Origin of the sequence: Arthrobacter mobilis (assembly GCF_012395835.1) — a bacterium.
Lineage (GTDB): Bacteria > Actinomycetota > Actinomycetes > Actinomycetales > Micrococcaceae > Crystallibacter > Crystallibacter mobilis.
In genome coordinates this window covers 44,124-66,425 of sequence record NZ_JAAZSQ010000003.1, presented here as the reverse complement: position 1 = coordinate 66,425, position 22,302 = coordinate 44,124, and the positions used below count along the sequence as shown (strand labels likewise).

The window sequence follows — 22,302 nt, the reverse complement described above, 5'->3', positions numbered from 1 at the left end:
GCATGCTTGCCATTGCGGACCGGCCGTCAGCCCAGGAGGCACCAATGATCCAGGATGAAAGTGCGCACGAACTCCAGGAAGCCACCCTCTGGGACAGTACCGGGCACCGCCTCGGACTGGTGGGCGAAGTCCATCGGGACAAGGACACCGGCCGGCTTGCATGGCTGACCGTGGCACTAGGCCCGGCGGATACGCGCGAACGTTTCGTGCCGCTGACCGGAGCACGGATCGAAGGCACGGACGTCTACGTGGCCTATGACCATGACACCATCAAGGGCTCGCCGGATATCGACAATGCCCCCGAAGCCGGATTGTCGCCCGAGGATGAAGCGAAGCTGCACCGTTACTACGGCCTGTAGGCCGGCCGGCAGATCGCCGGGAGTGGACAAGGAGAGGACCCTATGAGCAATCAGGACTCGGACAACACCCGGACGGACCAGCTCACGTTCCAGAATCCGGTGACCCGGTACCCCTCGATCAGCCCGCCAAAACAGGACCAGCCCGAACCAGGCCTGGACCGGGAGCTTGAGCCCGCAACGGACCGAGGTCAGTACTCCTACCGCGGTACGGGGCGTCTGGAGGGCCGAAAGGCACTGATCACCGGTGCAGACTCCGGCATCGGTGCCGCGGTGGCCATCGGCTTTGCCCGCGAAGGTGCGGATGTGGCCCTGAACTACCTGCCGGACGAACAGGCCGATGCCGAGGAGATCTGCCGGATCATCGAGGAGTGTGGACGCAAGGCGGTTCCGATTCCCGGCGACCTGACCGACGTCGGCTTCTGCTCGGAGTTGGTCGGCGCAGCTGCCGAGGGCCTGGGAGGCCTGGATATCCTGGTCAACAATGCCGGCCGCCAGATTGCTGTCGAGTCGCTGCAGGACCTGACCGAGGAACAATGGACGCGCACCTATGAGACGAACATCCGGGCCATCTTCTTGATCACCAAGGCTGCGCTGGAACATCTTCCGCCGGGATCGGCCATCATCAACACCACTTCCATCCAGGCCTACAGTCCGTCCCCGACCCTGATCGACTACGCCTCCACCAAGGCGGCGATCAACAACTTCACCAAGGGCATGGCGGTGCAGCTGGCGCCCAAGGGGATCCGGGTGAATGCCGTGGCACCGGGCCCGTTCTGGACGCCGCTGCAGGTTTCCGACGGACAGCCCAAGGACAAGCTGCCCGAATTCGGCAAGAATACGCCCATCGGCAGGGCCGGCCAGCCCACGGAACTCGCCCCGGCGTACGTTTTCCTGGCCTCGCCGGAATCCAGCTACGTGATCGGCGAGACACTGAACGTCAACGGAGGCATGCCCAGCCCCTGACCGGGGACCTGCCCGGCCGAAGCCGCCGGCCGGGCAGCGGGCGACACCGCCAATTCACTCGCACACAACCAACAGGGGGTAGCCGAAAGAAGGACCGGGCAATGGGCGTGTTTGAACTGTACCGGGATTCAGACGCGAAATTCAGGTTCCGGATGCTCGACGATGTCGGCGCGATCCTCGCCGTCTCCGAACCGCATGAAGACAAGGCCTCGGCGCTGGCAGCCATTGAGGCGGCACGCGAATGCGCCGCGACCTCGCGCATCATGGACCTGTGCAGCCTGCAGTTCGACGACCTGCCCGTCAAGGACGGCGGGCACTTCCTCGGTTGAAGTTGAATCCGTGCCGGCCTGGCCTTCTCTTCCGGCCCGGCCGGCACGCCCCGGCATCACAGGGGGTGCGGGCCGGCGGTTGGCCGCGGACCCGCACCCTGCTGCCTGCTGCGGTCCTGCCGCCCGCTAGGAGGAGATGAATTCCACCAGCTCGCCGACCCGGTCCTCCGGGTAGTTGCGGGCAATGTCCCCCTGGCTGATGATGCCGATAAGGTTGTGCCCGTCGATGACCGGCAGGCGGCGCACCTTATGGCTCTTCATCGTCTCGATGGCTTCCTCGATGCTGTCATCGGCCCCGATGGTCACCGGCTTGCCCTGGGCCAGTTCGCCCGCCTTGACTGTCCGCGGGTCCCCGCCGGAAGCGATGCATTTGATCACGATGTCCCGGTCCGTCAGCATCCCCTTGAGTCGCTGGTCCTCCCCGCAGATGGGCAGCGAGCCGACGTCGAGTTCCTGCATCTTCTTGGCTGCGGTCGCCAGGGTTTCATTCTCGCCGACACACTCTGCTCCGCCGGTCATGATTTCCCGTGCCGTTGTCATCTCGGTTCCTCTCCTTGTACTTTCACTTCCACTGCCAAAGTGCTCCAGGGGCGGTGTCTCCAGGGGCGGAGTTACGTGTTGTCTTCGATCCGGACCTCGCCGTAGGGAACCTCATTGGACACCATGGCCTGTATTTCGCTGGGCATGACGCGGATATGGATTCCCTGCAGCCCCTCGGACGCGGACTGCTTCATCACCGGCCGCACGGTGCTTGCTTCCTCGGGTGTCAGCCCGGCCAGGAAGCGCTCGTACGCTGCCGGCAGTTCCGGCCCGAGCGCGGCCGCCTCTGCTGTCCGGGCAAGCTCCTCGTCACCGGCGGCACGGCCGCCGCCGGCTCCTGCCCGGGCCGCAGCCTCGGCTCCCTCGAAGGAGTCGCCGGCCGGGCGGTCCTCCACGGTGCCCCGCCAGGCGCCGGTCTCGGCGCCGCGCGCTTCGATGAATTCCTTGAACCGGCGCAGGTCGGCCTTCACCTGGCGGCTGTCGAACCCGAGGGCGGCACCAACCTTTTCGGTCAGCGATTCGGTGTCCCACTGCAGCCGGACATGCACCCGGCTGGCCTGGTCCCCGAGCGGCTCGAACGTGACCTCGCCTGCGTGGGTGGTGCCGTCCACGCTGCGCCAGGCCACCTTCCGGTCCGGCTGCTGTTCGACGATTTCCGTCTCGAAGTCCCGCTCCACGCCTGCGACCTTGGCCTTCCACCGGTTGGTCGTGTCGGTCAGCTGCGTGACGGACTCGACGCCGCCCATGAATTCAGGAAAGGACTCGAACTGGGTCCACTGGTTGTAGGCGGTGCTGACCGGCACCGCGACGTCGATGGATTCTTCCACGGTTGCCATCGTTTGTACTCCTCCAGTTATCGAAGAACTGCACCCGCCGTCGCAGGGTAGGAGTGGCCACTTGCTCTCACGCTACACAAGAGGCATGCGCGCGACAAGGCGATACTAAGGGTACTTAGGACACCCCGGGGGAAATACTGGAGGTGAATAGCCGGTCAGGTATCCGCCCCGCTCACGGCAGCGGGGGCTCCTGGCTGAAGCGGCCTTCCCAGACCGCGCGGGTGCCGGATTCGCCGACCTGGACCACCGCCGCCGTCGTACCGGCGGCGAGGGCAACCACCAACACTGCGGCGACGGCGGCCAGGATCCTGGTGCCGGCCGTTCCCAGGGCAGCACGCAGCCTGTCCGCCGCCGCCGTCCCCCAGCGGAACCACAGCCACTGGGCCAGTGCGGCGGCGAACAGCGCCGCCACCCACGGCAGCAGGTTCAGGCCCAGCCCAACATGGGTCTGAACCGCCGGCGTGGTATCCACACGGGCCATCAACCAGATCCCGGCCGCCTGGGTTGGCGGGACCAGGGCCAGGGCCACCAGGGCCAGCAGCGGTGTCACAAACCCCAGGCGCCTGCGCGCTGCCGGCCAGAGCACGCTGAGGACCGTGCACAACGCGGCCAGCGGGACGATCACCACGACCGCGTGCACGAGCAGCACATGCAGCGGCAGCCCGTTGAATTGATAGTCCACACCCCTGAAGACGTGTTCGGCGGGCGGAAGGTTCACCGGGCGGGCATTGTCTTCCGGCAGGCGAGCACCTAAGAATGGACCATGACGGTCACCGTGAGGTCCCTTGAAACCGCAGTTCCCGCCACTGTCCTGGTGCAAAGCCAGGTCCGCGACGTGTTTGCGGGGCAGCCCGGACTGACCAGGTTGGGCCGCCGGCTGGTGAACACGTCCTTCGACTATTCGGGCATCGAGCGCCGGTACACCGTGGTGGAGGAGCTGACCTTGGAGCGGCGCAGCGAGAACCCGGTGTTTTTCGACGCCGGTACCCGGGAGCTCCTCTCCCCCAGCACCAAGGTGCGCAACGACATCTTCGCCCGGGAGGGCACCGTGCTGTTCGTCGACGCCGCGCGCAACGCCCTCGGCGCTGCCGAAGGCGTTGCGGCCCCGGACATCACCCATCTGGTCACCGTCTCCTGCACCGGGTTCTTCAATCCCGGACCGGACTACAAGATTGTCCGCGCCCTGGGGCTGGACCCGGCGGTGAAGCGCTACCATCTGGGGTTCATGGGCTGCTACGCGGCCTTCCCCGCGCTGCGGGCGGCCAAGTCCTTCTGCGAGGCCGAGCCGGACGCGGTGGTGCTGGTGGTCGCTGCCGAGTTATGCACGCTGCATGTGCGTTCCTCCAACGATCCGGACACGATCATGGGTGCCTCCCTGTTCGCCGACGGAGCCGCCGCGGCGGTGGTCACCGCCCGCGACCTGCCCGGGCAGGGGCCGTACCTGGAGCTGGACCATTTCGAGACGGTGCTGACGCCCGTCGGCGAGGACTCCATGGCCTGGAACATTGGCGACGAGGGCTTCGAAATGGTCCTGGGTACCTACGTGCCGCACATCATCGACGAGCACATCACCGGCGCCCTGGAGCCCCTGCTGGCGCAGGCGGGATGGGACCGGCCGTACCGGGAGATCGAGCACTGGGCCATCCACCCGGGCGGGCGCAGCATCCTGGACAAGGTGGAGGCCAAACTCCAGCTCACCGACAAGCAGCTGCTGCCGGCCCGCGGCACGCTGCGCGACTACGGCAACATGAGCAGTGCCACCGTCATGTTCGTGCTCAAGCACATCCTGGACCAGCCGTTCGCCGGCGGCCGGGAACGGGTCTGCGCCATGGCCTTCGGTCCCGGGCTGACGGTGGAAACCGGCCTGCTGACCAAGACCGGCACTCCGGCCTGAACCGGCCATGGCCTTCCTGTCCGGCCGGGCCGCCGATGCCGTGGAGGAAATGGACAAACCGGACTGCGATCCGGCCAGGCTCCGGCGCACCTACGCCCAGTTCGCCCTGGTCAACCGTGCGGTCTCCGGCTGGCGCCGCGCCTACCTGCACCAGCTCAGGCCCCGGCTGGCCGCCGCGGCCCGCTCCGGTCCGGCAATGCGCCGGGCCACGCTGCTGGATATCGGCTGCGGCGCCGGGGACGTGGCCCGCAGCCTGGCCCGCTGGGCAGCTGCCGACGGACTGCCGGTGGATATTACCGCCATCGACCCGGACGAGCGTGCCTACGCCTATGCCGCCTCCCGGCCCGCGGTCCCCGGCCTGAGCGTCCGCCGGGCCTACAGCGCGGACCTGGCCGCCGAAGGCGCACGCTTCGACATCGTGGTCTCCAACCACATCCTGCACCATCTGTCCCCGGCCGAGCTTGACGGGCTGTTGGCCGATTCGAAGCTCCTCTGCCGCAGCCTGGCCCTGCACAGCGACATCGCCCGCAGCGCCTTGGCCTATGTGCTCTTCGCCGCGGGCACGCTGCCCTTCTTCCACCGCTCCTACATCCGCCGGGACGGACTGACCTCCATCCGGCGCAGCTACACCGTGCCCGAACTGCGCCGCGCCGTCCCGCCGGACTGGGTGGTGCGGCAGGACTCGGTCTTCCGCCTCCACCTGGTCTTCGAGCCCGGCCGGGGTGCCGTCGGTGCATGATGTGGTGATCGTCGGCGGCGGCCCGGTCGGCATGTTCCTGGCTCTCCTGCTCTCCCGCGCGGGGCTGGATGTTGCCGTCCTGGAACGGCGGCAGGTGCGCAGCACGCACTCGCGCGCCATCGGCATCCACCCGCCGGCCCTGGAAGTCCTCGACGATGCCGGTGCCGCGGCCCCGCTGGTGGCAGCGGGGCTGCAGATCCGCCGCGGTGTCGCCCGCAGCCTCGGCGCCACGGTTGCGGCGCTGTCCTTCACCGGGGTCTCGGAACGCTTCCCCTTCGTGCTCACCGTTCCCCAGGCGGTCACCGAACGCATCCTCACCGACCAGCTGCACGCTCTGGCCCCGGACGCGCTGCGCACCGGCGTGCGGGTGCTGGGCGTGCACGATGACGGCGCCGGCGTGGCGCTGCGGGCCGAGGACGGCACGCTCTACCGCGGCCGGCTGGCCGTGGCCGCCGACGGCGCGCGCTCGCCGGTCCGCGCTGCCTTGGGCATCCGGGCGGTTTCGCGCCGCTACCCGGACAGCTACCTGATGGGAGATTTCCCGGACGACACCGCCGACGGCAGCCTGGGCGTGCTCTACCTGGAACCGGACGGCATCGTCGAATCCTTTCCGCTGCCGGCCCGGCTGCGGCGCTGGGTCGCCCGCATGCCCGCGCTCCCTGAAGCGCCTACCGCCGGGCAGCTGGCCGGCATTATCCGGCAGCGCACCGGTGTCGCGGTCGACGCCGCCAACAACTCCATGCTCAGCGCTTTCACCGTCCGCTCCACCTTGGCCCGGCGCCTGGTCTGCGGCCGTGTCGTGCTGGCCGGCGACGCCGCCCACGAGGTAAGCCCGATCGGCGGCCAGGGCATGAACCTGGGCTGGCTGGACGCCGCCGCCCTCGCCCCGGTCATCGCCGCCGGGTTGCGTGGGGAACCGGTGGCGTCCCGGCTGCGGGACTTCGAGCGGTCCCGCCGCCGGGCCGCCGTCGTTGCCTCGGCCCAGGCGCACCTGAACATGGCCCTGGGCCGGCCGCTGCCGGTGCGGGTGCTCGCTGTCCGCACCGCCCTGATCCGTGCCGTCATGGGCCTGCCCGGCGCCGGCGAGGCGGTGGCGCGGCGCTTCACGATGAACTAGCGACGGCTGCCGCGCTGCTTCGTCCGCGCCCTACTGTGCCCCGCGGACATCGGCTGCCCGCAGCCACGCCGTCGCATCCGGGGGCAACATGCCGCGGAGCAGCGGGGTACTGCTGATCAGGACGTCGCCGTCCGGGAGCGCTGCCGGACGGGTGCCGAAATTGGACACCGTATGCCAGCCGCCGGGGCGGGCGAAGTGCAGCACGGAGCCGGATCCGGCGTCGCACCAGTAAAGCTCCTCGTAGGTCTGCAGTTCCCGGCGCAGTGCCAGGGCGTGCCGGTAGAACTGCAGGGTCGAGCCCTCGACCCCGTCCTGGGCCTGCACACTGCAGGCTCCGAACCATTCCGGCTGCGGCAGGTGCGCCCCGTCCGTCCCGAACCCGAAGGAGGGGCCGCTCGTTGTCCACGGCAGCGGGACCCGGCAGCCGTCGCGGCCCTTGCGCCGGCGCCCGGTGCGTTCCCAGATCGGGTCCTGCAGCACGTCCGCCGGCAGGTCCGCGACCTCGAACAGTCCCAGCTCCTCGCCCTGGTACAGGTAGGCCGAGCCGGGCAGGGCCAGCATGAGCAGGGTCACCGCGCACGCCCGGCGCAGGCCCAGCGCCCGGTCCTCTTCCGGTTCCCGCCCGTCGGCGAGCAGCCAGCGGGCATAATCCGTGCCGGGCGGCAGCCCGTAGCGGCTCGCATGCCGCACAACATCGTGGTTGGAGAACACCCAGGTCGACGACGTCCCCGAGGCCGCGGCCTGCGCCAGGTTGGCCGTGATGATGGTACGGAACTGGTCCGGATCCCACTCCGCCCGCAGCAGGTCGAAGTTGAACGCCTGCCCCAGTCCTTCCGGGCTGGCGTAGGCCTGCCGCCGGGCGGCCGGCACCCAGGCCTCGGCCACGGCCGTGCGCGGCGGATCGTACTCGTTGAAGACCTTGCGCCACTCAGCGTAGATTTCGTGGACTTCATCCCGGTCGTACAGTGGATCCTTGCCATCCAGCGGGGTCAGTTCATCGGCCACGGTCGGCCTGCTGCGCAGCGGCTCGGACATGTCCTTGGCCAAGCCGTGCGCCACGTCCACCCGGAAGCCGTCGACGCCCCGGTCCGCCCAGAACCGCAGCGTGGCCAGGAAGTCCTGGCGCACCTGGCGGTTCTCCCAGTTCCAGTCCGGCTGCTCGCGGGCAAAGAGGTGCAGGTACCACTGGCCCGGTTCCCCGGAGGCTTCGGTCACACGGGTCCAGGCGCTGCCGCCGAAATGCGACACCCAGTCCGACGGCGGCCTGCCGCCATCCGGGCCCAGTCCATCACGGAAAATGTACCGGTCCCGCGCCGGGCTGCCCGGGCCGGCGGCCAGGGCCTCCTGGAACCAGCGGTGGCGGTTCGAGGAGTGGTTGGGCACGATATCCACAATGACCTTGATACCGGCCGCATGCAGGGCCCGGATCAGATTGTCCATGTCGTCCAGGCTGCCCAGCCGCGGGTCGACGTCGCGATAATCGTCGACGTCGTACCCGCCGTCGGCCAGCGCCGAAGGATAGAAGGGACTAAGCCAGACGGCGTCGATCCCCAGCGAGGCCAGGTAGGTGACCCGGGATCTGATCCCCGGGATGTCGCCCAGCCCGTCCCCGTTGCCGTCGGCAAAGCTGCGCGGATAGATCTGGTACACCACCGCCTGGCGCCACCAGTCCGGATCGCTCCGGAAGGGCTGCCCCTCGAATCCGGCGTTCATGCGCGTCCGCTCCCTCCCGCACCGGCAACACTGGTGGACAGCTTCGGCAGGATGCCGTCCCGGGGCCGGGCCGGATGCACCCGCAGCCAACGGTAGCCGTAGCCGGCCAGCTTGAGTCTGCCGGCAATGTCGCCGATGCCGTCGTGGTCCGAATCCAGGTAGGTCTCCACATCCACGCAGTAGATCACCGCGTTCTTCCACCACTGGTCCGATGTGTCGGCTATGCGCACCTTCTGCTCCTTCAGTGTGTCCGGACCGGCCTGTTCGTGCGGTGCCTGGAACCCGATGAGCGCCATCCGTTCCTGTCTAGCACCGGCTCCCGGCAGTGTCGAGGGCAGGACCCGGTTGCCATCAGGGCACGGCGGAGTTCTCCAGGGGCTAGAGTGGTTGCTGCAAAGTTGTGCCACGAGGCAGCCGGAGGGACGAGTTCATGCGCCGATTGCGCCGCATCGCGGTCCTGTCGCTCCATACCTCCCCGCTGGCTGTTCCAGGCGGCGGGGACGCCGGCGGCATGAATGTCTACGTGCGCTCGCTGTGCCGGGAGCTGGTAGCGATGGGCGCCGAGGTGGACGTGTTCACCCGGATGACCAGCCGGGACCAGGACCAGGTCGAATACCCCCGGCCGGGCGCCCGCCTGATCCATCTGCCCGGCGCGCCGGCGGACGAGGTTCCCAAGGAGGAGCTGCCCGCCCGGCTGCCCGAGCTGGACCGCGAGCTGCGCCGCTTCGTGTCGGCCGAGGGCGGCCGCTACGATGTGCTGCACTCGCACTACTGGCTCTCGGGCACGGTGGGCCTGGCCCTGCAGCAGGACTGGGGCATTCCGCTGGTCCATTCGATGCACACCATGGCCAAGGTCAAGAACCTGCACCTGCTGCCGGGTGAAGCGGCCGAACCGCGGATCAGGATCCAGGGCGAACAGCAGCTGACCGCCCGGGCCGCCCGGCTGATTGCCAACACGCCCACCGAGGCTGCCGAGCTCACCGGGCTCTACGGGGCTGCGGCCGGCAATATCGACGTCGTCCCGCCCGGCGTGGACCTGAAGACCTTCCATCCGGGCGGACGCAGCAGCGCCCGGCAGACGGCCGGGATTGCCGCAGACGAGTTCCACATCCTCTTTGCCGGCCGGATCCAGATCCTCAAGGGTCCGCAGGTCCTGCTGGCCGCGGCCGCGCTGCTGCGTCAGGCACACCCCCGGATGAAGCTGCGGATCACCGTTGTCGGTGACGCCAGCGGCGCCACGCGCCTGGATCTGGCACCGCTGATCCGCCAGCACGGACTCACCGGCACCGTCCGGCTCTCCCCGCCGGTACCCGCGGTCCAGCTCGCGTCCTGGTTCCGCAGCGCAGATGTGGTGGCCGTGCCGTCCTACAGCGAATCCTTCGGCCTGGTGGCGCTGGAGGCACAGGCCTGCGGCACGCCGGTGGTGGCCACCAATGTGGGCGGACTGCCCTCGGCGGTCAGCCACGGCACCACCGGACTGCTGGTGGACGGCCACGGGCCGGACGACTGGGCTGCGGCGCTCGGCGAGCTGTACGAGTATCCGCAGTACCGCCGCCGGCTCGGTGCCACGGCCGCCCTCCACGCCGCAACCTTCGGCTGGGAGCAGACCGCCGCCCTGACGGCGCACAGCTACCAGCACGCCGTCGACCATTTCCGTCCCGGCCGGCAGATCGCCTGAGGCGCCGCCCCCGCCCGCGGTGCGCGGCCCGGCCAGCGGGCGGACCGAGGGGTTGTTCCCCCGGGGGTTTTCCGGAACAGTAATCAGCGTGCTTGCCATTTTCGCCAAAGGAGCAGGTCGTGAGTGCAGATAATTCCGGGGCCCGGAGGCCGCAGGCCCGGAGCGGCGACGTCGCCGCCGCCCCCAAGCCGCCGCGGCTGCCCCTTCCGCCGCAGGAGCAAAACCTGGCATCATCCCCGCTGCCCGTGGCCGGACGCCGGCACAGTGCATGGCAGGACGGGCTGGGACGGGTGGGCAGCCGGTGCGCCCAGATCCTGCTCATCCTCACCCTGGTCGTTGTGGCGGTCTACGGCCTGCTGCAGATCCGGCTGCTGGTGATCCCGGTCCTGATCGCGCTGATCCTGGCCGCCGCGATCGGACCGTTCGTGAACCTGCTCCGCCGCAAGGGCGTTCCCGGCGCGCTCGCCACGGCCGTCGCCTTCCTGAGCCTGCTGGTGGTACTCACCGCCGTCACATCCATCATCGTGATGGCGGTGCGGAACGAATGGGACGAGCTGGTTGCCGCCGCCGCGTCCGGCCTGGAGGAGCTGGAATCCTTCCTGCTGACCGGCCCGCTGCCGATCGAGAGGGAGCAGCTCGAGCAGGCGCGCCTGGCCCTGATCGACTTCGCTACCAGTGCCCAGGTGCGCTCCGGCGCCCTGGCCGGCCTCTCCGTGGCCACGGAGTTCATTGCCGGCACCACGCTGATGGTCGTGGTGCTGTTCTTCTTCCTCAAGGACGGGGCGAAGATCTGGAACTTCCTGCTGCGCCCGTTCCGCGGCCGGCGCGAAGCCAAGCTGCGCCGGGCGGGCCAGCGCACCCTGGAGGTGCTGGGCAGCTATATCCGCGGCACGGCCATCATTGCCCTGGTGGACGCTGCGGCCATCGGCATCGCCCTGCTGGTGCTGCAGGTGCCGCTGGCTATCCCGCTGGCCATCATCGTCTTCCTGGGCGCTTTCATTCCGCTGGTGGGCGCCACCGTCGCCGGCGTTCTGGCGGCGCTGGTGGCGCTCGTGGCCAACGGCCCGGTTGTGGCCCTGATCGTCGCTGTCATCGTGATCGCCGTGAACCAGCTCGAAGGGGACCTGCTGCAGCCGATCGTGATGGGCAAGTCACTGCAGCTGCACGCCCTGGTCATCCTCTTCGCGCTGACCGCAGGCACCATCCTCGCCGGCATCATCGGCGCCGTGCTCTCGGTGCCGCTGGCCGCCGTCGTCTGGGCGGTGCTGCAGGTCTGGACTGCCGAGGATCCGCGGGTCGAGGACCTGAACCCGGACCTTCCGGCAGCCGGGTCCGAGCCGACCTAAGCCCGGTCCACCACCTGCTGCTGGCCGGATTCGCGCGCGCAGTTGGCGCAGCAGTAGAGCCCTTCCTCGGTTTCCACCCCGTGTCCGAGGATTCTGCAGCCGCAGTGCGAGCAGGCCGGTGCCATCATGTGGATGGCGCATTCAAAGCTGTCGAAGGTACGGGTTTCCCCGCTGCGGGTGACGGTGAAGGTCTTGTCGTAGTCGTTGCCGCACATATCACAGGTGGCCATGGTTTCCTCCTGGCATCAGCACCGGCAACCCGGGAGCATGCCGGCGTCCTCGTTGTCCTGTCGTGCCTGGGCGGCAGGCACCGGAAGCGGCTGCTTCCGGCGGGTGCCGCCGTCCCATCAAGGTAGCAGCGCACGCGCGCACTGTCACGGCCTGCCGCCGTCCCGGTCCACCTCGGCGGCAATGGCGGCAACACCGCGGTAGACCTCCTCGAATCTGGCGGCCTCGCGCGGGGAAGCGGCAACGACGCCGGCCCCGGCCAGCAGGCCGTCGGCGGCATCAAGCGCATAATCTGTCAGCGGCATGGGTTTGTCCCGGCTGGCGCCGATGCCGGCCTCGGCGATGAGCGCGACCATGTCCAGCCCTGAACCGGCGCCGCCGTCGCATGGCACGTCCAGCCAGTCCAGTTCCAGGCCGCCTTCGGCGGCGGTGCCCTCGAGCACATAGCGGTCAGTGGGAAAGTTGTCCCGGTTCACCGGCCCGGCCGGCGCCGGCACCGGCCGGGCCGGGCGGCCACGGCCGCGCGTGCCAGCTTGCAGACCAGGACCGTGGTGGAATCGGCGACGATGCATTGGCCTGCTGCCGCACCCAGGGCCGCGCGCCGTGCCGGGCCAGGGCAGCTCAGAGCGTCCGGACGCTGCCGGAGAAGTGCAGGCGCCGGCTGTGCTCGCCCCAGGCGGTGAAGCTGGAGGCGACCCAGTGCTCGTTCCGGCTCTCGTCCTCGATCCGCAGGGCGAGGGCGGCCGGCAGGTACACGGGCGCGGCGAACCGGATGTTCCATTCGTGCTCATCCCCCGCCACCGCTTCGATCCCGGCCAGCACCCGGGAGGCCAGGTACATGCCGTGGGCGATGGAACGCTTCATGCCCAGCAGCCGGGCCGAGACGGTGCTCAGATGGATCGGGTTGAAGTCCCCGGAAACCATCGCATACTCGCGGCCGGCGTCCACCCCCAGCCGCCACCGGGCAGTGGGCGCCGGCGGGGTAAAGTCCTCCCGGGCCGGCCGTGCCCCGGTGTCCAGCCCCGGCCGGAACACGCCCTTGGCCAGGTATTCGGACGTTCCCTGCCAGACGGCCTCCCCGTCGGCGAGCACCTCGGTGCGAACATCCAGCCGGGTGCCGGCGTAGTGTCCGCGCAGGTTCTCCACCCAGGCCGACAGCGTCAGCGGCTCGGCGAAATGCACGGCACGGTACTGGCGGACGTGGTTGGCCAGCTGCACCAGCCCCGGCAGCGGCAGCGGGAAATCCGCACGGGTCAGCACGCTCATGGCCACCGGGAAGGTGACGGTGTGCAGGAACGCCGACGGCAGGGAATCCCGCACCGTCCCGCCCACCAGGTGCTGGAACCGGGTGAGGCGTTCCAGCTCCACCCGGACAGAGTCCACGGTGTGCCGCACGGCCGGCAGCGCGGCCGGCCGGCTGGTCCCGGAGAGCCGTTCCCGGGCCGCCGTCGTGGCGGCGTGGACCAGCAGCCGGGACACGGACGGCAGCTCCGGCAGCCTGACCTCTTCCCGCCGGCTCGCCGGGCCGGCCTCCGGATGCGCGTTCATGCGCCCACCAGGCTCTGGCCGCAGACCCGCAGCGTCTGTCCGTTGATCCCGTCGGCGGCGTCGCTGGCGAGGAAGGCCACCGCCTCGGCCACATCCACCGGCAATCCGCCCTGCTGCAGCGAGGGCAGCAGGCGGCGGGCTGCTTCGCGCGCGGCCGGGGGCATCCGGGCCGTCATGTCGGTTTCGATGAATCCAGGGGCGACGGCGTTGATCGCCCCGCCGCGGCCGGCCAGCACCGGCGCCGAGGCGCGCACCATGCCGATCACCCCCGCCTTGGACGCGGCGTAGTTGGTCTGGCCGCGGTTGCCGGCGATGCCGCTGGTGGAGGCCAGGCAGACGATCCGCGGGGCGGGCCCGAGCAGGTCCGATGCCAGGAACGCCTCGTTCATCCGCAGCTGGGCGGCAAGGTTGACTTCCAGCACCGCGTTCCACCGGTCGGCGTCCATGTTGGCCAGCAGTTTGTCCCGGGTAATACCGGCATTGTGGACCACAATGTCCAGGCGCCCGTGCCGGCCGGCCGCGTGCTCGAGGATCCTGGCGCCGGCCTCCGGGCGGGTGATGTCCAGCTGCAGCGCTGTGGCCCCGATCCGGTTGGCGACGGCGGCCAGCTGCTCGCCGGCCGCGGGAACGTCGACGACGGTGACCAAGGCACCGTCGCGCCGCAGCACCTCCGCGATGGCGGCGCCGATGCCGCGCGCAGCGCCGGTTACCACTGCGGCCCTGCCCGCCACCGGCCGGTCCGGATCCGCCGGGACCGTACCGGTTCCCGGCCCCACCAGCAGGAACTGGCCGTCCACATAGGCGCTGCGGCCGGAAAGCAGGAAGCGCAGCGCGCCCAGCACGCCCGGCGCCGTCGCGTCGACGCCGTCGTCGAGCAGGATCCCGTTGCCGGTGGCGCCGGCGCGCAGTTCCCGCGCCACCGAGCGCAGCAGGCCGTCCACCCCCTGCCTGGCCGCGGCGGCAGCGGGTGCCGCGGCCGCCCCGGCGGACGCGGCCGCGGGCCGGGAGACCGTGACGATCCGCCCGCCCGGGGCGAGCTGGCGCAGGCAGGCTCCGAGGGCCAGCGCCGGGGCGGCCAGGTCACCGGGCTCGGCCACGTCGTCGAGCACGGCGACGATCCCCCCGATCCGCTCCCCCGGCGTGGCGTGCCGCCGGACATCCAGGCCCCAGTCCAGCAGCGCCGACGCCAGCGTGCCGGCGCTGTCCCCGGCGCCGAGCACCAGTACCGGGCCGGGCAGCAGCGGATCCCCCGGACGGTAGCGCCGCAGGACCGCCGGCCGCGGCAGCTTCAGCCGGCCGGCCAACTCCCGTGCCAGCGGATTCGAGAGCAGCTTCAGGTAACTGTCCTGTGCGGCGGCCATGGGTCAGCAGGCCTCCAGGATGGCGGCCACACCCTGCCCGCCGGCGGCGCAGACGGAGACCAGGCCCCGGCCGCGGCGTCCCTCGGCGGCAGCCTGCTCATGCAGCAGCTTGGCCACCGTGGCCACGATCCGTCCGCCGGTGGCGGCGAACGGATGGCCGGCGGCCAGCGAGGACCCGGTGACGTTGAGCCGGGCCCGGTCCACGCTGCCCAGCGGGCTGTCCAGGCCGAGCTTGTTGCGGCAGAATTCCTCGCTTTCCCAGGCGGCCAGGTGGCACAGCACGGTGCCGGCGAATGCCTCGTGGATCTCCACGAAGTCGAAGTCGGACAGGCGCAGGCCGTTGCGCTCCAGCAGGCGCGGCACCGCGTACGCCGGAGCCATCAGCAGGCCTTCCTTGCCATGGACGAAATCCACGGCGGCCGCCTCGGCATCCACCACCCGCGCCAGCATCGGCAGGTCGTTGCGCCGGGCGAAGTCTTCCGAGCCCAGCAGCACCGCCGAGGCACCATCCGTGAGCGGGGTGGAGTTGCCGGCGGTCATCGTGGCTTCCTCCCCGAGGGTCTTGCCGAAGACCGGCTGCAGTTTGGCCAGCTTCTCCAGCGAGGTGTCCGGGCGCAGGTTGCCGTCCTTGACCAGGCCGCGGTAGGGGGTGATCAGGTCATCGAAGAAGCCGCGCCCGTAGGCGGCAGCCAGGTTCGCGTGGCTGGCCAGTGCCAGTTCGTCCTGGGCCTCGCGGGTGATCTTCCAGGCCGCGGTGGTCAGCGCCTGGTGCTCGCCCATGGACAGCCCGGTGCGCGGCTCCGCGGTGCTCGGGGCCTCCGGGGCCAGGTCCTTGGGCCGCAGCCGGGCCAGTGCCGCCAGCTTCTGCTTCGGGCTCCTGGCCCGGCCCAGTTCCAGCAGCACCGAACGCAGCCCCTCGCTGACCGCGATCGGCGCGTCCGAGGTCGAGTCGACGCCGCCGGCAATGGCGGAGTCGATCTGCCCCAGTTTGATCTTGTTCGCCAGCCCGATGACGGTTTCCAGGCCGGTGGCGCAGGCCTGCTGCAGGTCGTAGACGGGCGTTTCGGGCGACAGGGCCGAGCCCAGCACCGCTTCCCGGGTGAGGTTGAAGTCCCGGGAGTGCTTGAGCACGGCGCCGGCGGCCACCTCGCCGATGCGTTCGTCCTGCAGTCCGAAGCGGGCCACCAGCCCGTCCAGGGCGGCGGTGAGCATATCCTGGTTGCTCGCTCCCGCGTAGGCACCATGGGCGCGCGCGAACGGGATGCGGTTTCCGCCGATGACGACGGCGCTGCGTACCGGCCGGGTTTCCGCCGCCGGCGCCGGCTGCGGTGCTGACTTCGGGGTCGGGGATTCGGGTGTTGCGGTCATCAGGTTCGCTCCTGCATCTGCTCCGGCGGACCGGCACGGGTGGTTACCGTTACCAAGCGTAACTGATACGCTCGGTAACGTGAATAACGCTTCGGCATCTGCTGCGCCTGCGGCGGGCGATGGCCGGTCGGCCCGCTGGGACCGGCACCGGGCCGACCGGCGCCGCGAACTGATCCGGGCCGCCCGGCAGGCCGTCCATGCCCTTGGCCCCGGCGCTTCCATGGAAGAGATTGCTGCGGCCGCAGGGACTTCCAAACCCGTCTTCTACAGGTATTTCGGCGACAAGGCCGGCCTGCAGCGGGCCGTCGGCGAAGTCGTGATCGGCAAGATGCAGGCCCGCCTGCAGGAAGCCGCCGCCATGGCGCGCAGCCCGCACGAGGGACTGCGCGCCATGGTGTCGGCGTACCTGCAGATGGCCGAAACCTCGCCCAACGTCTATGCCTTCGTGACCCGGGCCGCCCCCGCCGAGGCCCCGGCCGGTTCTGCTGTCACCGCCGGCGGCACGGAACCGGAAGCCTTGAGCCATTTCGTCTCCGCCATCACCCGGATGATGGAGAACGCCATCCATGCCCAGCTGCAGGCCGCCGGCGGCGGTCCCCGGCTGCGCGCCCTGCACTACTGGCCGCCGGCGGCGATTGGCATGGTACGGGCCGCCGGCGAGCTGTGGCTGGCCAGCCCTGACGGGCCGGACAAGCCCAGCCGGGAGGAAATGACCGAGCAGCTCACCGGCTGGCTGTTCAGCGGCATTGCCGAACAGTTCCCCGGCGTCCGGATGCTCTCCTAGCGCCGCCGCACTGCGCGAACACCGAACCTGCCAGCTTCCCGGCTGACCGACAGCCGGCCGTCGAAGGAGCCACGATGACCCAGCCCGCTTCCCTGACCCGCACTCTGGCCCCCGGCCCTGCCGCCGCAGACGATGCCGGCCACGCAGTCGACGTCGGGCTGCTGGGCGGTTACCTGCTGGGCCGCTGGCCGGACATCCGCCGCGCAGCCCGCCGGCTGGCCGGCGACCCGGAACTGCACCGCCTGGACGGCCAGTCCATGGCCGAGCACCGCCGGCGTGTCCGGGACCAGCTGCAGTACCTGGTGGACCACGGCGGCGTGCACCGGGCCTTTCCTGCCCGCTTCGGCGGTGCCGACGATCCCGGCGGCAATATCGCCGGCTACGAGGAGCTGGTCCTGGCGGATCCGTCACTGCAGATCAAGGCCGGCGTGCAGTGGGGCCTGTTCGGGGCGGCGATCCTGCATCTGGGCACCACTGGACACCATGAGAAGTGGCTGCCGGACATTCTGAGCCTGCGGCTGCCCGGGGCCTTCGCCATGACCGAAACGGGCCACGGTTCGGATGTTTCCGCCATTGCCACTACCGCCACGTACGACCTGGCTTCCGGCGAATTCGTGGTCAATACCCCCTTCAGGGCAGCCTGGAAGGACTACCTCGGCAATGCGGCCCGGGACGGGAAGGCCGCCGTCGTCTTCGCCAAGCTCATCACGCCCGGCCGGGACCATCCGGTGGACCACGGCGTGCATGCCTTCATGGTGCCCATCCGGGACGACGGCGGCGCGTTCCTGCCGGGCGTGGGCGGGGAGGACGACGGGCTCAAGGGCGGGCTCAACGGCATCGACAACGGCCGCCTGCACTTCGACAATGTGCGCATCCCCCGAGCCAACCTGCTCAACCGCTACGGGGACGTCGCCCCGGACGGTACCTACTCCTCCCCCATTGCCAGCCCCGGCCGCCGCTTCTTCACCATGCTCGGCACGCTGGTCCAGGGCCGGGTCTCACTCGACGGCGCCGCCGTCGCGGCGAGCAAGGCCGCGCTGGCCATCGCCGTCCGTTACGCCAACGAACGCCGGCAGTTCACCGCCAGTCCGAACGCCGAAGAACAGAGGCTGCTGGATTACCAGCTGCACCAGCGGCGGCTGCTGACCCGGCTGGCCCGCACCTATGCCGCCGCGTTCGCGCACGAGGAGTTGCTGGAGCGGTTCCACGACGTGTTCTCCGGCGTCCGGGATACCGACGCGGACCGCGAGGACCTGGAAACCCTGGCCGCCGTGCTCAAGCCGCTGAGCACCTGGCATGCCCTGGATACGCTGCAGGAATGCCGCGAGGCCTGCGGCGGCGCGGGGTTCCTGGCCGAAAACCGGCTGAGCCTGCTGCGCGCCGACCTGGACATCTACGCGACCTTCGAAGGGGACAACAACGTCCTGCTCCAGCTGGTGGCCAAGCGGCTGCTGGCCGACTACGCCAAGGAGTTCCGCAACGCGGACTTCGGTGTCCTGGCCCGCTGGGTCGCCGCGCAGGCCGCCGATGTGACGCTGCACCGGACCGGGCTGCGCCGGGTGGTCCAGACCGTCGCCGACACCGGCTCGGACCGCAGGGCCGCCAACTACCTCAAGGACCCCGGCACCCAGCGCGAACTGCTCACCGGGCGGGTCGGCGCCATGGTGGCCGAACTCGCCGGTGCCCTGCGTGGTGCGGGCAAACTGCCCCCGACCGAATCCGCGAAAATCTTCAACCGGCACCAGCACGGGCTGATCGAGGCCGCCCGTGCGCACGGCGACCTGCTGCAGTGGGAGGCCTTCACCCGGGCGCTGGAAGGCATCCGGGATCCCGGAACGCTCGAAGTGCTGACCTGGCTAAGGGACCTGTTCGGACTGGGTCTGATCGAGCAGCACCTGGGCTGGTACCTGCTGAACGGCCGGCTCTCGGCGCAGCGTGCCCGGACCTTGGGACCCTACCTGAACCGGCTGCTGCACCGCCTGCGCCCGCACGCCCAGGATCTCGTGGACGCCTTCGGCTACGGCCCGGAGCAGCTGCGCGCCGCCATCGCCACCGGCGCCGAGGCCGCGCGGCAGCAGGAGGCCCTGGCCTGGGCCCGCGCCCGCCGGGCCAGCGGCGATTTCCCGGTCCCGGAAAAATACCTGCAGCCCGAAGGCTGAACCCCGCCGGCCGGGTCCCGGAGCACCTACCCGTCCTCCCGGGGCGCGCTATTCTGGTGGTGTTGCGTCCCGGGACGGCACCAAGGGAACCGCTGCAAAGGGAGCACCTGGCGACGGGGAACACCCCTGCAAAGGGAAGACCGAGGAGACGTAAATCATGGGCGGCATGATACGCAGGGACCGGTTCGACCTGCCGGAGCCGTTCCGTCGGTTCATCGAGGGTGAATGGGAAACCCCCTGGCCACGGATCGAGGAGTTCCGGGACGGTTCCACCATGGTGGTCAGGGCCGAGCTGCCCGGGGTCGATCCGGACAACGATATTGAACTCAGCGTCCGGGAAGGCATGCTGCAGCTGAAGGCCGAGCGCCGGGAAGACTCCGAAGAAAAGACCAGGGACGGCTACCGGTCCGAGTTCAAGTACGGTTCCTTCTCCCGCGACATCAGCCTTCCGCCCGGTTGCCGGCAGGAAGACGTGACCGCCAGCTACCGGGACGGTGTGCTGGAAGTGCGCATCCCGGTGCCGCAGGAACCGCCGCCGGGCGCCGGCAAGGTACGGATCAACCGGGGCTGAGCGCATGCACGCGTGGGCCGTGGCGGCGCCCGGGCCGGCCGCAGGCCGGCCGCTGCGCTGGGAGCAGCGGCCCGATCCGGAGCCCGGGCCGGGCGAGCTGCTGGTCGCCGTACGGGTCTGCGGGGTCTGCCGCACCGACCTTCACCTGGCCGAGGGCGACCTGCCGCCGAAGCGGCCCGGCGTAGTTCCCGGACACGAGGCGGTCGGCGAGGTGGTCGGGCTGGGACCCGGCTGCCGCCGCTTCCGCCTGGGGGACCGGGCGGGCGTTGCCTGGCTGCGGTCGACCTGCGGCCGCTGCCGGTTCTGCCTGCGCGGCAGCGAGAATCTCTGCCTGGCGCCGGAATTCACCGGCTGGCACCACGACGGCGGCTACGCCGAGCTGCTGACCGTTCCCGAAGGCTACGCCTACTTTGTGCCGGAGGTGTTCGACGACGAGGAGGCGGCACCGCTGCTGTGCGCCGGGATCATCGGGTACCGCGCCCTCGAACGCGCCGAACTGCCCCCGGGCGGGCGGCTGGGCATCTACGGCTTCGGCGCTTCGGCCCACCTGGCCGCCCAGGTGGCCCTGTACCGGTCGGCCGAGGTCTACGTCATGACACGCTCGGAATCCGCCCGCCGGCTCGCCCTGGACCTGGGCGCGGTGTACGCCGGAGACGCCGAGGCGGCCCCGCCGAAGCCGCTGGACGCGGCCATCCTGTTCGCGCCCGCCGGCCGGCTGGTCCCGCCCGCCCTGCGGGCCCTGGACCGCGGCGGCACCCTGGCCATCGCCGGCATCCACCTGAGCGACATCCCGCCGCTGCACTATGCGACGGACCTGTTCCAGGAGCGGCAGCTGCGCAGCGTGACCGCCAATACCCGGCGCGACGGCGAAGAGTTCCTTGCGCTGGCCGCGGACATACCGCTGCGTCCGGCCACCGTCAGCTACCGGCTCGACGCCGCCGACCAGGCGCTGATCGATCTGGCTGCGGACCGGATCACCGGGGCAGCCGTCCTGCACGTTTCCTGAGGGCAGTCCCGGCTACGCCGCGGCCTCGGCCAGTTCCTTCAGCCTGGCGAGGGCCTTCGGCCAGGCCTCGTCCAGCATGGCGGCGTACTCGTCCTGGCTGTCGAGTTCCACCTCGACAGTCGTGACCCCGCCGGACTCGCGGAACGTATAGGCCTCCCGCGCCCCGGCGAGCTTCCGCGCCGCTTCGCTGGAGGTATCCTCGAGACCGCCTTCGATCTGCCCGCGGTACTCGACGCAGACGAACTCGTCCGGCCGGTTCTCGACCACCGTGGCGATCATCCCGTCCTCGGAGCCGTCTTCGTTGGGTCCGAGGAACCGGATTTCGCTTCCCTGTTCCCAGCTTCCCTCGTAGTAGGAACCGTCCAGGAACGCCCTGGTCCATTCCCGGTAGGATGACGGGTCCAGCATGGTGGTCCAGACGGTATGCGCGGGGGCATTGACCCGGACCGTGTACCGCAGCTTCTCCATGCCCGATGGTAAAACCCGCTGCGGAAGCCGCACAAGCTCCGGCGGGCCACCGCCGGAGCTTGTGCGGACGACTAGCTTCCGAGCACGCTGCGGTAGACCTCGAGGGTGCTGTCGGCGATCGAGTGCCAGGAGAAGTGCTCCTCCGCCCGCTTCCGGCCGGCCTCGCCCTGCCGGCGGGCCCGTTCCGGATCGCCCACCGTGGCGGTCAGCGCCGCCGCGAAGTCCCGGACGAACTGCTCCGGATCCAGCGGCGTGCCGGTCCCGTCCGTGACCTGCTCCAGCGGCACCAAGGTCCCGGTGACGCCGTCCTGGACGACCTCGGGAATCCCGCCGGTGGCGCTGGCAACGACGGCGGCCCCGCAGGCCATTGCTTCCAGGTTGACGATGCCCAGCGGCTCGTAGATGGACGGGCAGGCGAACGCCGTGGCGTGGCTGAGCACCTGGATCAGCTCGTGGCGCGGCAGCATGCGCTCGATCAGCACCACGCCGTCGCGCCGGGACTTCAGCCCGTCGATCAGGCCGGTCGTCTCGGCGGCCAGCTCAGGGGTATCGGCCGCGCCCAGGCAGAGCACCAGCTGGACCTCCGGCGGCAGCTGGTCCGCCGCCCGCAGCAGGTACGGCACGCCCTTCTGCCGGGTGTTGCGGCCGACGAAGACCACCGAGGGCCGCCCGGGATCGATCCCCAGGGCGCGCACGGCGTCGTCGTTTTCGTCGCGCTGCCACAGCTCCACGTCGATCCCGTTGTGGACCACCTTCACCTTGGCGGGGTCCACCTCCGGGTAGCTGCGCAGGATGTCGGCCCGCATGCCGGCGGAGACGGCGATGATCGCCGCGGCCGCCTCGTAGGCGGTCTTCTCCGCCCAGGAGGACAGCCGGTAGCCGCCGCCGAGCTGCTCTGCCTTCCACGGGCGCAGCGGTTCCAGGGAGTGTGCGCTGAGCACATGCGGAATCCCGTGCAGCAGCGAGCCGAGGTGGCCGGCCATGTTCGCGTACCAGGTGTGCGAATGCACCAGGTCGGCACCCTGCATGGCCGTGAGCATGGCCAGGTCGACGCCGAGGGTCTGCACCGCGGCATTGGCGTCCTTGAGTTCTTCCGGCACGGCATAGCTGCGTACCCGGGCGCCGTGGAAGTCTTCGGGGCGGGGCCCGCCGAAGGCATGGATGTTCAGGTCCACCTTGTCCGCCAGCACCCGGCTGAGTTCGGCCACGTGGACGCCGGCGCCCCCGTAGATTTCCGGAGGGAATTCCTTTGTCACAATATCGATCCGCACGAAATCTAACGTAGTGCAGCCCGC

General features: G+C 70.3%; 24 protein-coding genes. 12 read left to right on the top strand and 12 right to left on the bottom strand.

Features of this window, described 5'->3' with window-relative positions; all coding sequences use genetic code 11:
- Positions 1 to 44: 44 nt before the first annotated feature.
- The 3 genes from HGG74_RS05100 (at position 45) to HGG74_RS05090 (ending at position 1,651) form a co-directional block, all read left to right on the top strand.
- On the top strand, positions 45 to 359 hold the full coding sequence (locus HGG74_RS05100; protein WP_168485272.1) for a PRC-barrel domain-containing protein: 315 nt from the start codon (positions 45 to 47) through the stop codon (positions 357 to 359).
- Between the two features lie 42 nt (positions 360 to 401).
- The gene (locus HGG74_RS05095; protein WP_168485271.1) at positions 402 to 1,322 is read left to right on the top strand and encodes an SDR family oxidoreductase; all 921 of its coding nucleotides are present in this window, start codon (positions 402 to 404) and stop codon (positions 1,320 to 1,322) included.
- Between the two features lie 101 nt (positions 1,323 to 1,423).
- Positions 1,424 to 1,651, top strand: coding sequence for a YegP family protein (locus HGG74_RS05090; RefSeq protein ID WP_168485270.1), 228 nt, complete (start codon positions 1,424 to 1,426; stop codon positions 1,649 to 1,651).
- Between the two features lie 126 nt (positions 1,652 to 1,777).
- On the opposite strand, the gene HGG74_RS05085 is transcribed toward HGG74_RS05090, so the two are convergent.
- The 3 genes from HGG74_RS05085 to HGG74_RS05075 form a co-directional block, all read right to left on the bottom strand.
- Positions 1,778 to 2,191: a CBS domain-containing protein gene (locus HGG74_RS05085; protein WP_168485269.1), complete on the bottom strand. Its 414-nt coding sequence runs from the start codon at positions 2,189 to 2,191 to the stop codon at positions 1,778 to 1,780.
- A gap of 71 nt (positions 2,192 to 2,262) precedes the next feature.
- Positions 2,263 to 3,027, bottom strand: a complete 765-nt coding sequence (locus tag HGG74_RS22090; RefSeq protein ID WP_168485268.1) for an SRPBCC family protein — start codon at positions 3,025 to 3,027, stop codon at positions 2,263 to 2,265.
- A gap of 172 nt (positions 3,028 to 3,199) precedes the next feature.
- Positions 3,200 to 3,745 (bottom strand): hypothetical protein, encoded by a 546-nt coding sequence (locus HGG74_RS05075; RefSeq protein ID WP_312856747.1) that lies wholly within the window; start codon positions 3,743 to 3,745, stop codon positions 3,200 to 3,202.
- Positions 3,746 to 3,790: 45 nt separating this feature from the next.
- On the opposite strand from HGG74_RS05075, the gene HGG74_RS05070 reads away from it, so the two are divergent.
- Genes HGG74_RS05070 through HGG74_RS05060 form a run of 3 tightly spaced genes read left to right on the top strand, consistent with a single transcriptional unit; the run spans position 3,791 to position 6,777 of the window.
- Positions 3,791 to 4,921: a type III polyketide synthase gene (locus HGG74_RS05070; RefSeq protein ID WP_168485267.1), complete on the top strand. Its 1,131-nt coding sequence runs from the start codon at positions 3,791 to 3,793 to the stop codon at positions 4,919 to 4,921.
- Between the two features lie 7 nt (positions 4,922 to 4,928).
- Positions 4,929 to 5,660: a class I SAM-dependent methyltransferase gene (locus tag HGG74_RS05065; protein WP_168485266.1), complete on the top strand. Its 732-nt coding sequence runs from the start codon at positions 4,929 to 4,931 to the stop codon at positions 5,658 to 5,660.
- Positions 5,653 to 6,777, top strand: coding sequence for an FAD-dependent oxidoreductase (locus HGG74_RS05060; RefSeq protein ID WP_168485426.1), 1,125 nt, complete (start codon positions 5,653 to 5,655; stop codon positions 6,775 to 6,777). The genes HGG74_RS05065 and HGG74_RS05060 overlap by 8 nt, the downstream gene beginning before the upstream one ends.
- 30 nt (positions 6,778 to 6,807) lie before the next feature.
- Here the strand turns inward: HGG74_RS05060 and HGG74_RS05055 are convergent, their stop codons facing one another.
- Together HGG74_RS05055 and HGG74_RS05050 are read right to left on the bottom strand one after the other, a co-directional pair.
- Entirely contained in the window at positions 6,808 to 8,490 is a 1,683-nt protein-coding gene (locus HGG74_RS05055) for a glycoside hydrolase family 13 protein (protein WP_168485265.1), read from the bottom strand.
- Positions 8,487 to 8,786 carry a hypothetical protein gene (locus HGG74_RS05050; RefSeq protein WP_168485217.1) on the bottom strand — a complete coding sequence of 100 codons (300 nt, stop codon included), beginning with the start codon at positions 8,784 to 8,786 and terminating at the stop codon, positions 8,487 to 8,489. Before HGG74_RS05050 ends, HGG74_RS05055 begins: the two co-directional genes overlap by 4 nt.
- Before the next feature lie 134 nt (positions 8,787 to 8,920).
- Here HGG74_RS05050 and mshA point away from each other — a divergent pair, with 134 nt between their 5' ends.
- Both mshA and HGG74_RS05040 read left to right on the top strand, forming a co-directional pair.
- Entirely contained in the window at positions 8,921 to 10,168 is a 1,248-nt protein-coding gene (gene mshA / locus HGG74_RS05045) for a D-inositol-3-phosphate glycosyltransferase (protein WP_168485264.1), read from the top strand.
- Between the two features lie 224 nt (positions 10,169 to 10,392).
- Positions 10,393 to 11,514, top strand: coding sequence for an AI-2E family transporter (locus tag HGG74_RS05040; protein WP_168485425.1), 1,122 nt, complete (start codon positions 10,393 to 10,395; stop codon positions 11,512 to 11,514).
- Here HGG74_RS05040 and HGG74_RS05035 read toward each other — a convergent pair.
- From HGG74_RS05035 to HGG74_RS05015, 5 genes are all read right to left on the bottom strand, one after another.
- On the bottom strand, positions 11,511 to 11,744 hold the full coding sequence (locus tag HGG74_RS05035; RefSeq protein ID WP_168485263.1) for a metallothionein: 234 nt from the start codon (positions 11,742 to 11,744) through the stop codon (positions 11,511 to 11,513). The genes HGG74_RS05040 and HGG74_RS05035 overlap by 4 nt on opposite strands.
- Positions 11,745 to 11,888: 144 nt before the next feature.
- Entirely contained in the window at positions 11,889 to 12,218 is a 330-nt protein-coding gene (locus tag HGG74_RS21135; protein WP_205761407.1) for a hypothetical protein, read from the bottom strand.
- A 145-nt stretch (positions 12,219 to 12,363) separates the two neighbouring features.
- Positions 12,364 to 13,290 carry a MaoC family dehydratase gene (locus HGG74_RS05025; RefSeq protein ID WP_168485262.1) on the bottom strand — a complete coding sequence of 309 codons (927 nt, stop codon included), beginning with the start codon at positions 13,288 to 13,290 and terminating at the stop codon, positions 12,364 to 12,366.
- Entirely contained in the window at positions 13,287 to 14,651 is a 1,365-nt protein-coding gene (locus HGG74_RS05020; protein WP_168485261.1) for a 3-oxoacyl-ACP reductase, read from the bottom strand. The genes HGG74_RS05025 and HGG74_RS05020 overlap by 4 nt, the downstream gene beginning before the upstream one ends.
- A 3-nt stretch (positions 14,652 to 14,654) precedes the next feature.
- Entirely contained in the window at positions 14,655 to 16,019 is a 1,365-nt protein-coding gene (locus HGG74_RS05015) for an acetyl-CoA C-acetyltransferase (RefSeq protein ID WP_168485260.1), read from the bottom strand.
- Positions 16,020 to 16,098: 79 nt separating this feature from the next.
- Between HGG74_RS05015 and HGG74_RS05010 the strand changes: the two genes are divergently transcribed.
- The 4 genes from HGG74_RS05010 to HGG74_RS04995 all read left to right on the top strand — a co-directional run bounded on the left by HGG74_RS05010 (position 16,099) and on the right by HGG74_RS04995 (position 20,539).
- The gene (locus HGG74_RS05010; RefSeq protein WP_312856746.1) at positions 16,099 to 16,803 is read left to right on the top strand and encodes a TetR/AcrR family transcriptional regulator; all 705 of its coding nucleotides are present in this window, start codon (positions 16,099 to 16,101) and stop codon (positions 16,801 to 16,803) included.
- Between the two features lie 74 nt (positions 16,804 to 16,877).
- Positions 16,878 to 18,962, top strand: coding sequence for an acyl-CoA dehydrogenase family protein (locus HGG74_RS05005; RefSeq protein WP_168485258.1), 2,085 nt, complete (start codon positions 16,878 to 16,880; stop codon positions 18,960 to 18,962).
- Positions 18,963 to 19,119: 157 nt separating this feature from the next.
- Positions 19,120 to 19,533 carry an Hsp20/alpha crystallin family protein gene (locus HGG74_RS05000; protein WP_168485257.1) on the top strand — a complete coding sequence of 138 codons (414 nt, stop codon included), beginning with the start codon at positions 19,120 to 19,122 and terminating at the stop codon, positions 19,531 to 19,533.
- A 4-nt stretch (positions 19,534 to 19,537) separates the two neighbouring features.
- Positions 19,538 to 20,539 (top strand): zinc-dependent alcohol dehydrogenase family protein, encoded by a 1,002-nt coding sequence (locus HGG74_RS04995; RefSeq protein WP_168485256.1) that lies wholly within the window; start codon positions 19,538 to 19,540, stop codon positions 20,537 to 20,539.
- A 12-nt stretch (positions 20,540 to 20,551) separates the two neighbouring features.
- On the opposite strand, the gene HGG74_RS04990 is transcribed toward HGG74_RS04995, so the two are convergent.
- Both HGG74_RS04990 and glgA read right to left on the bottom strand, forming a co-directional pair.
- Complete coding sequence (locus tag HGG74_RS04990) at positions 20,552 to 21,007, bottom strand: SRPBCC family protein (protein ID WP_168485255.1); 456 nt, start codon at positions 21,005 to 21,007, stop codon at positions 20,552 to 20,554.
- A 71-nt stretch (positions 21,008 to 21,078) separates the two neighbouring features.
- Complete coding sequence (gene glgA, locus HGG74_RS04985; protein WP_168485254.1) at positions 21,079 to 22,278, bottom strand: glycogen synthase; 1,200 nt, start codon at positions 22,276 to 22,278, stop codon at positions 21,079 to 21,081.
- Positions 22,279 to 22,302 lie beyond the last annotated feature (24 nt).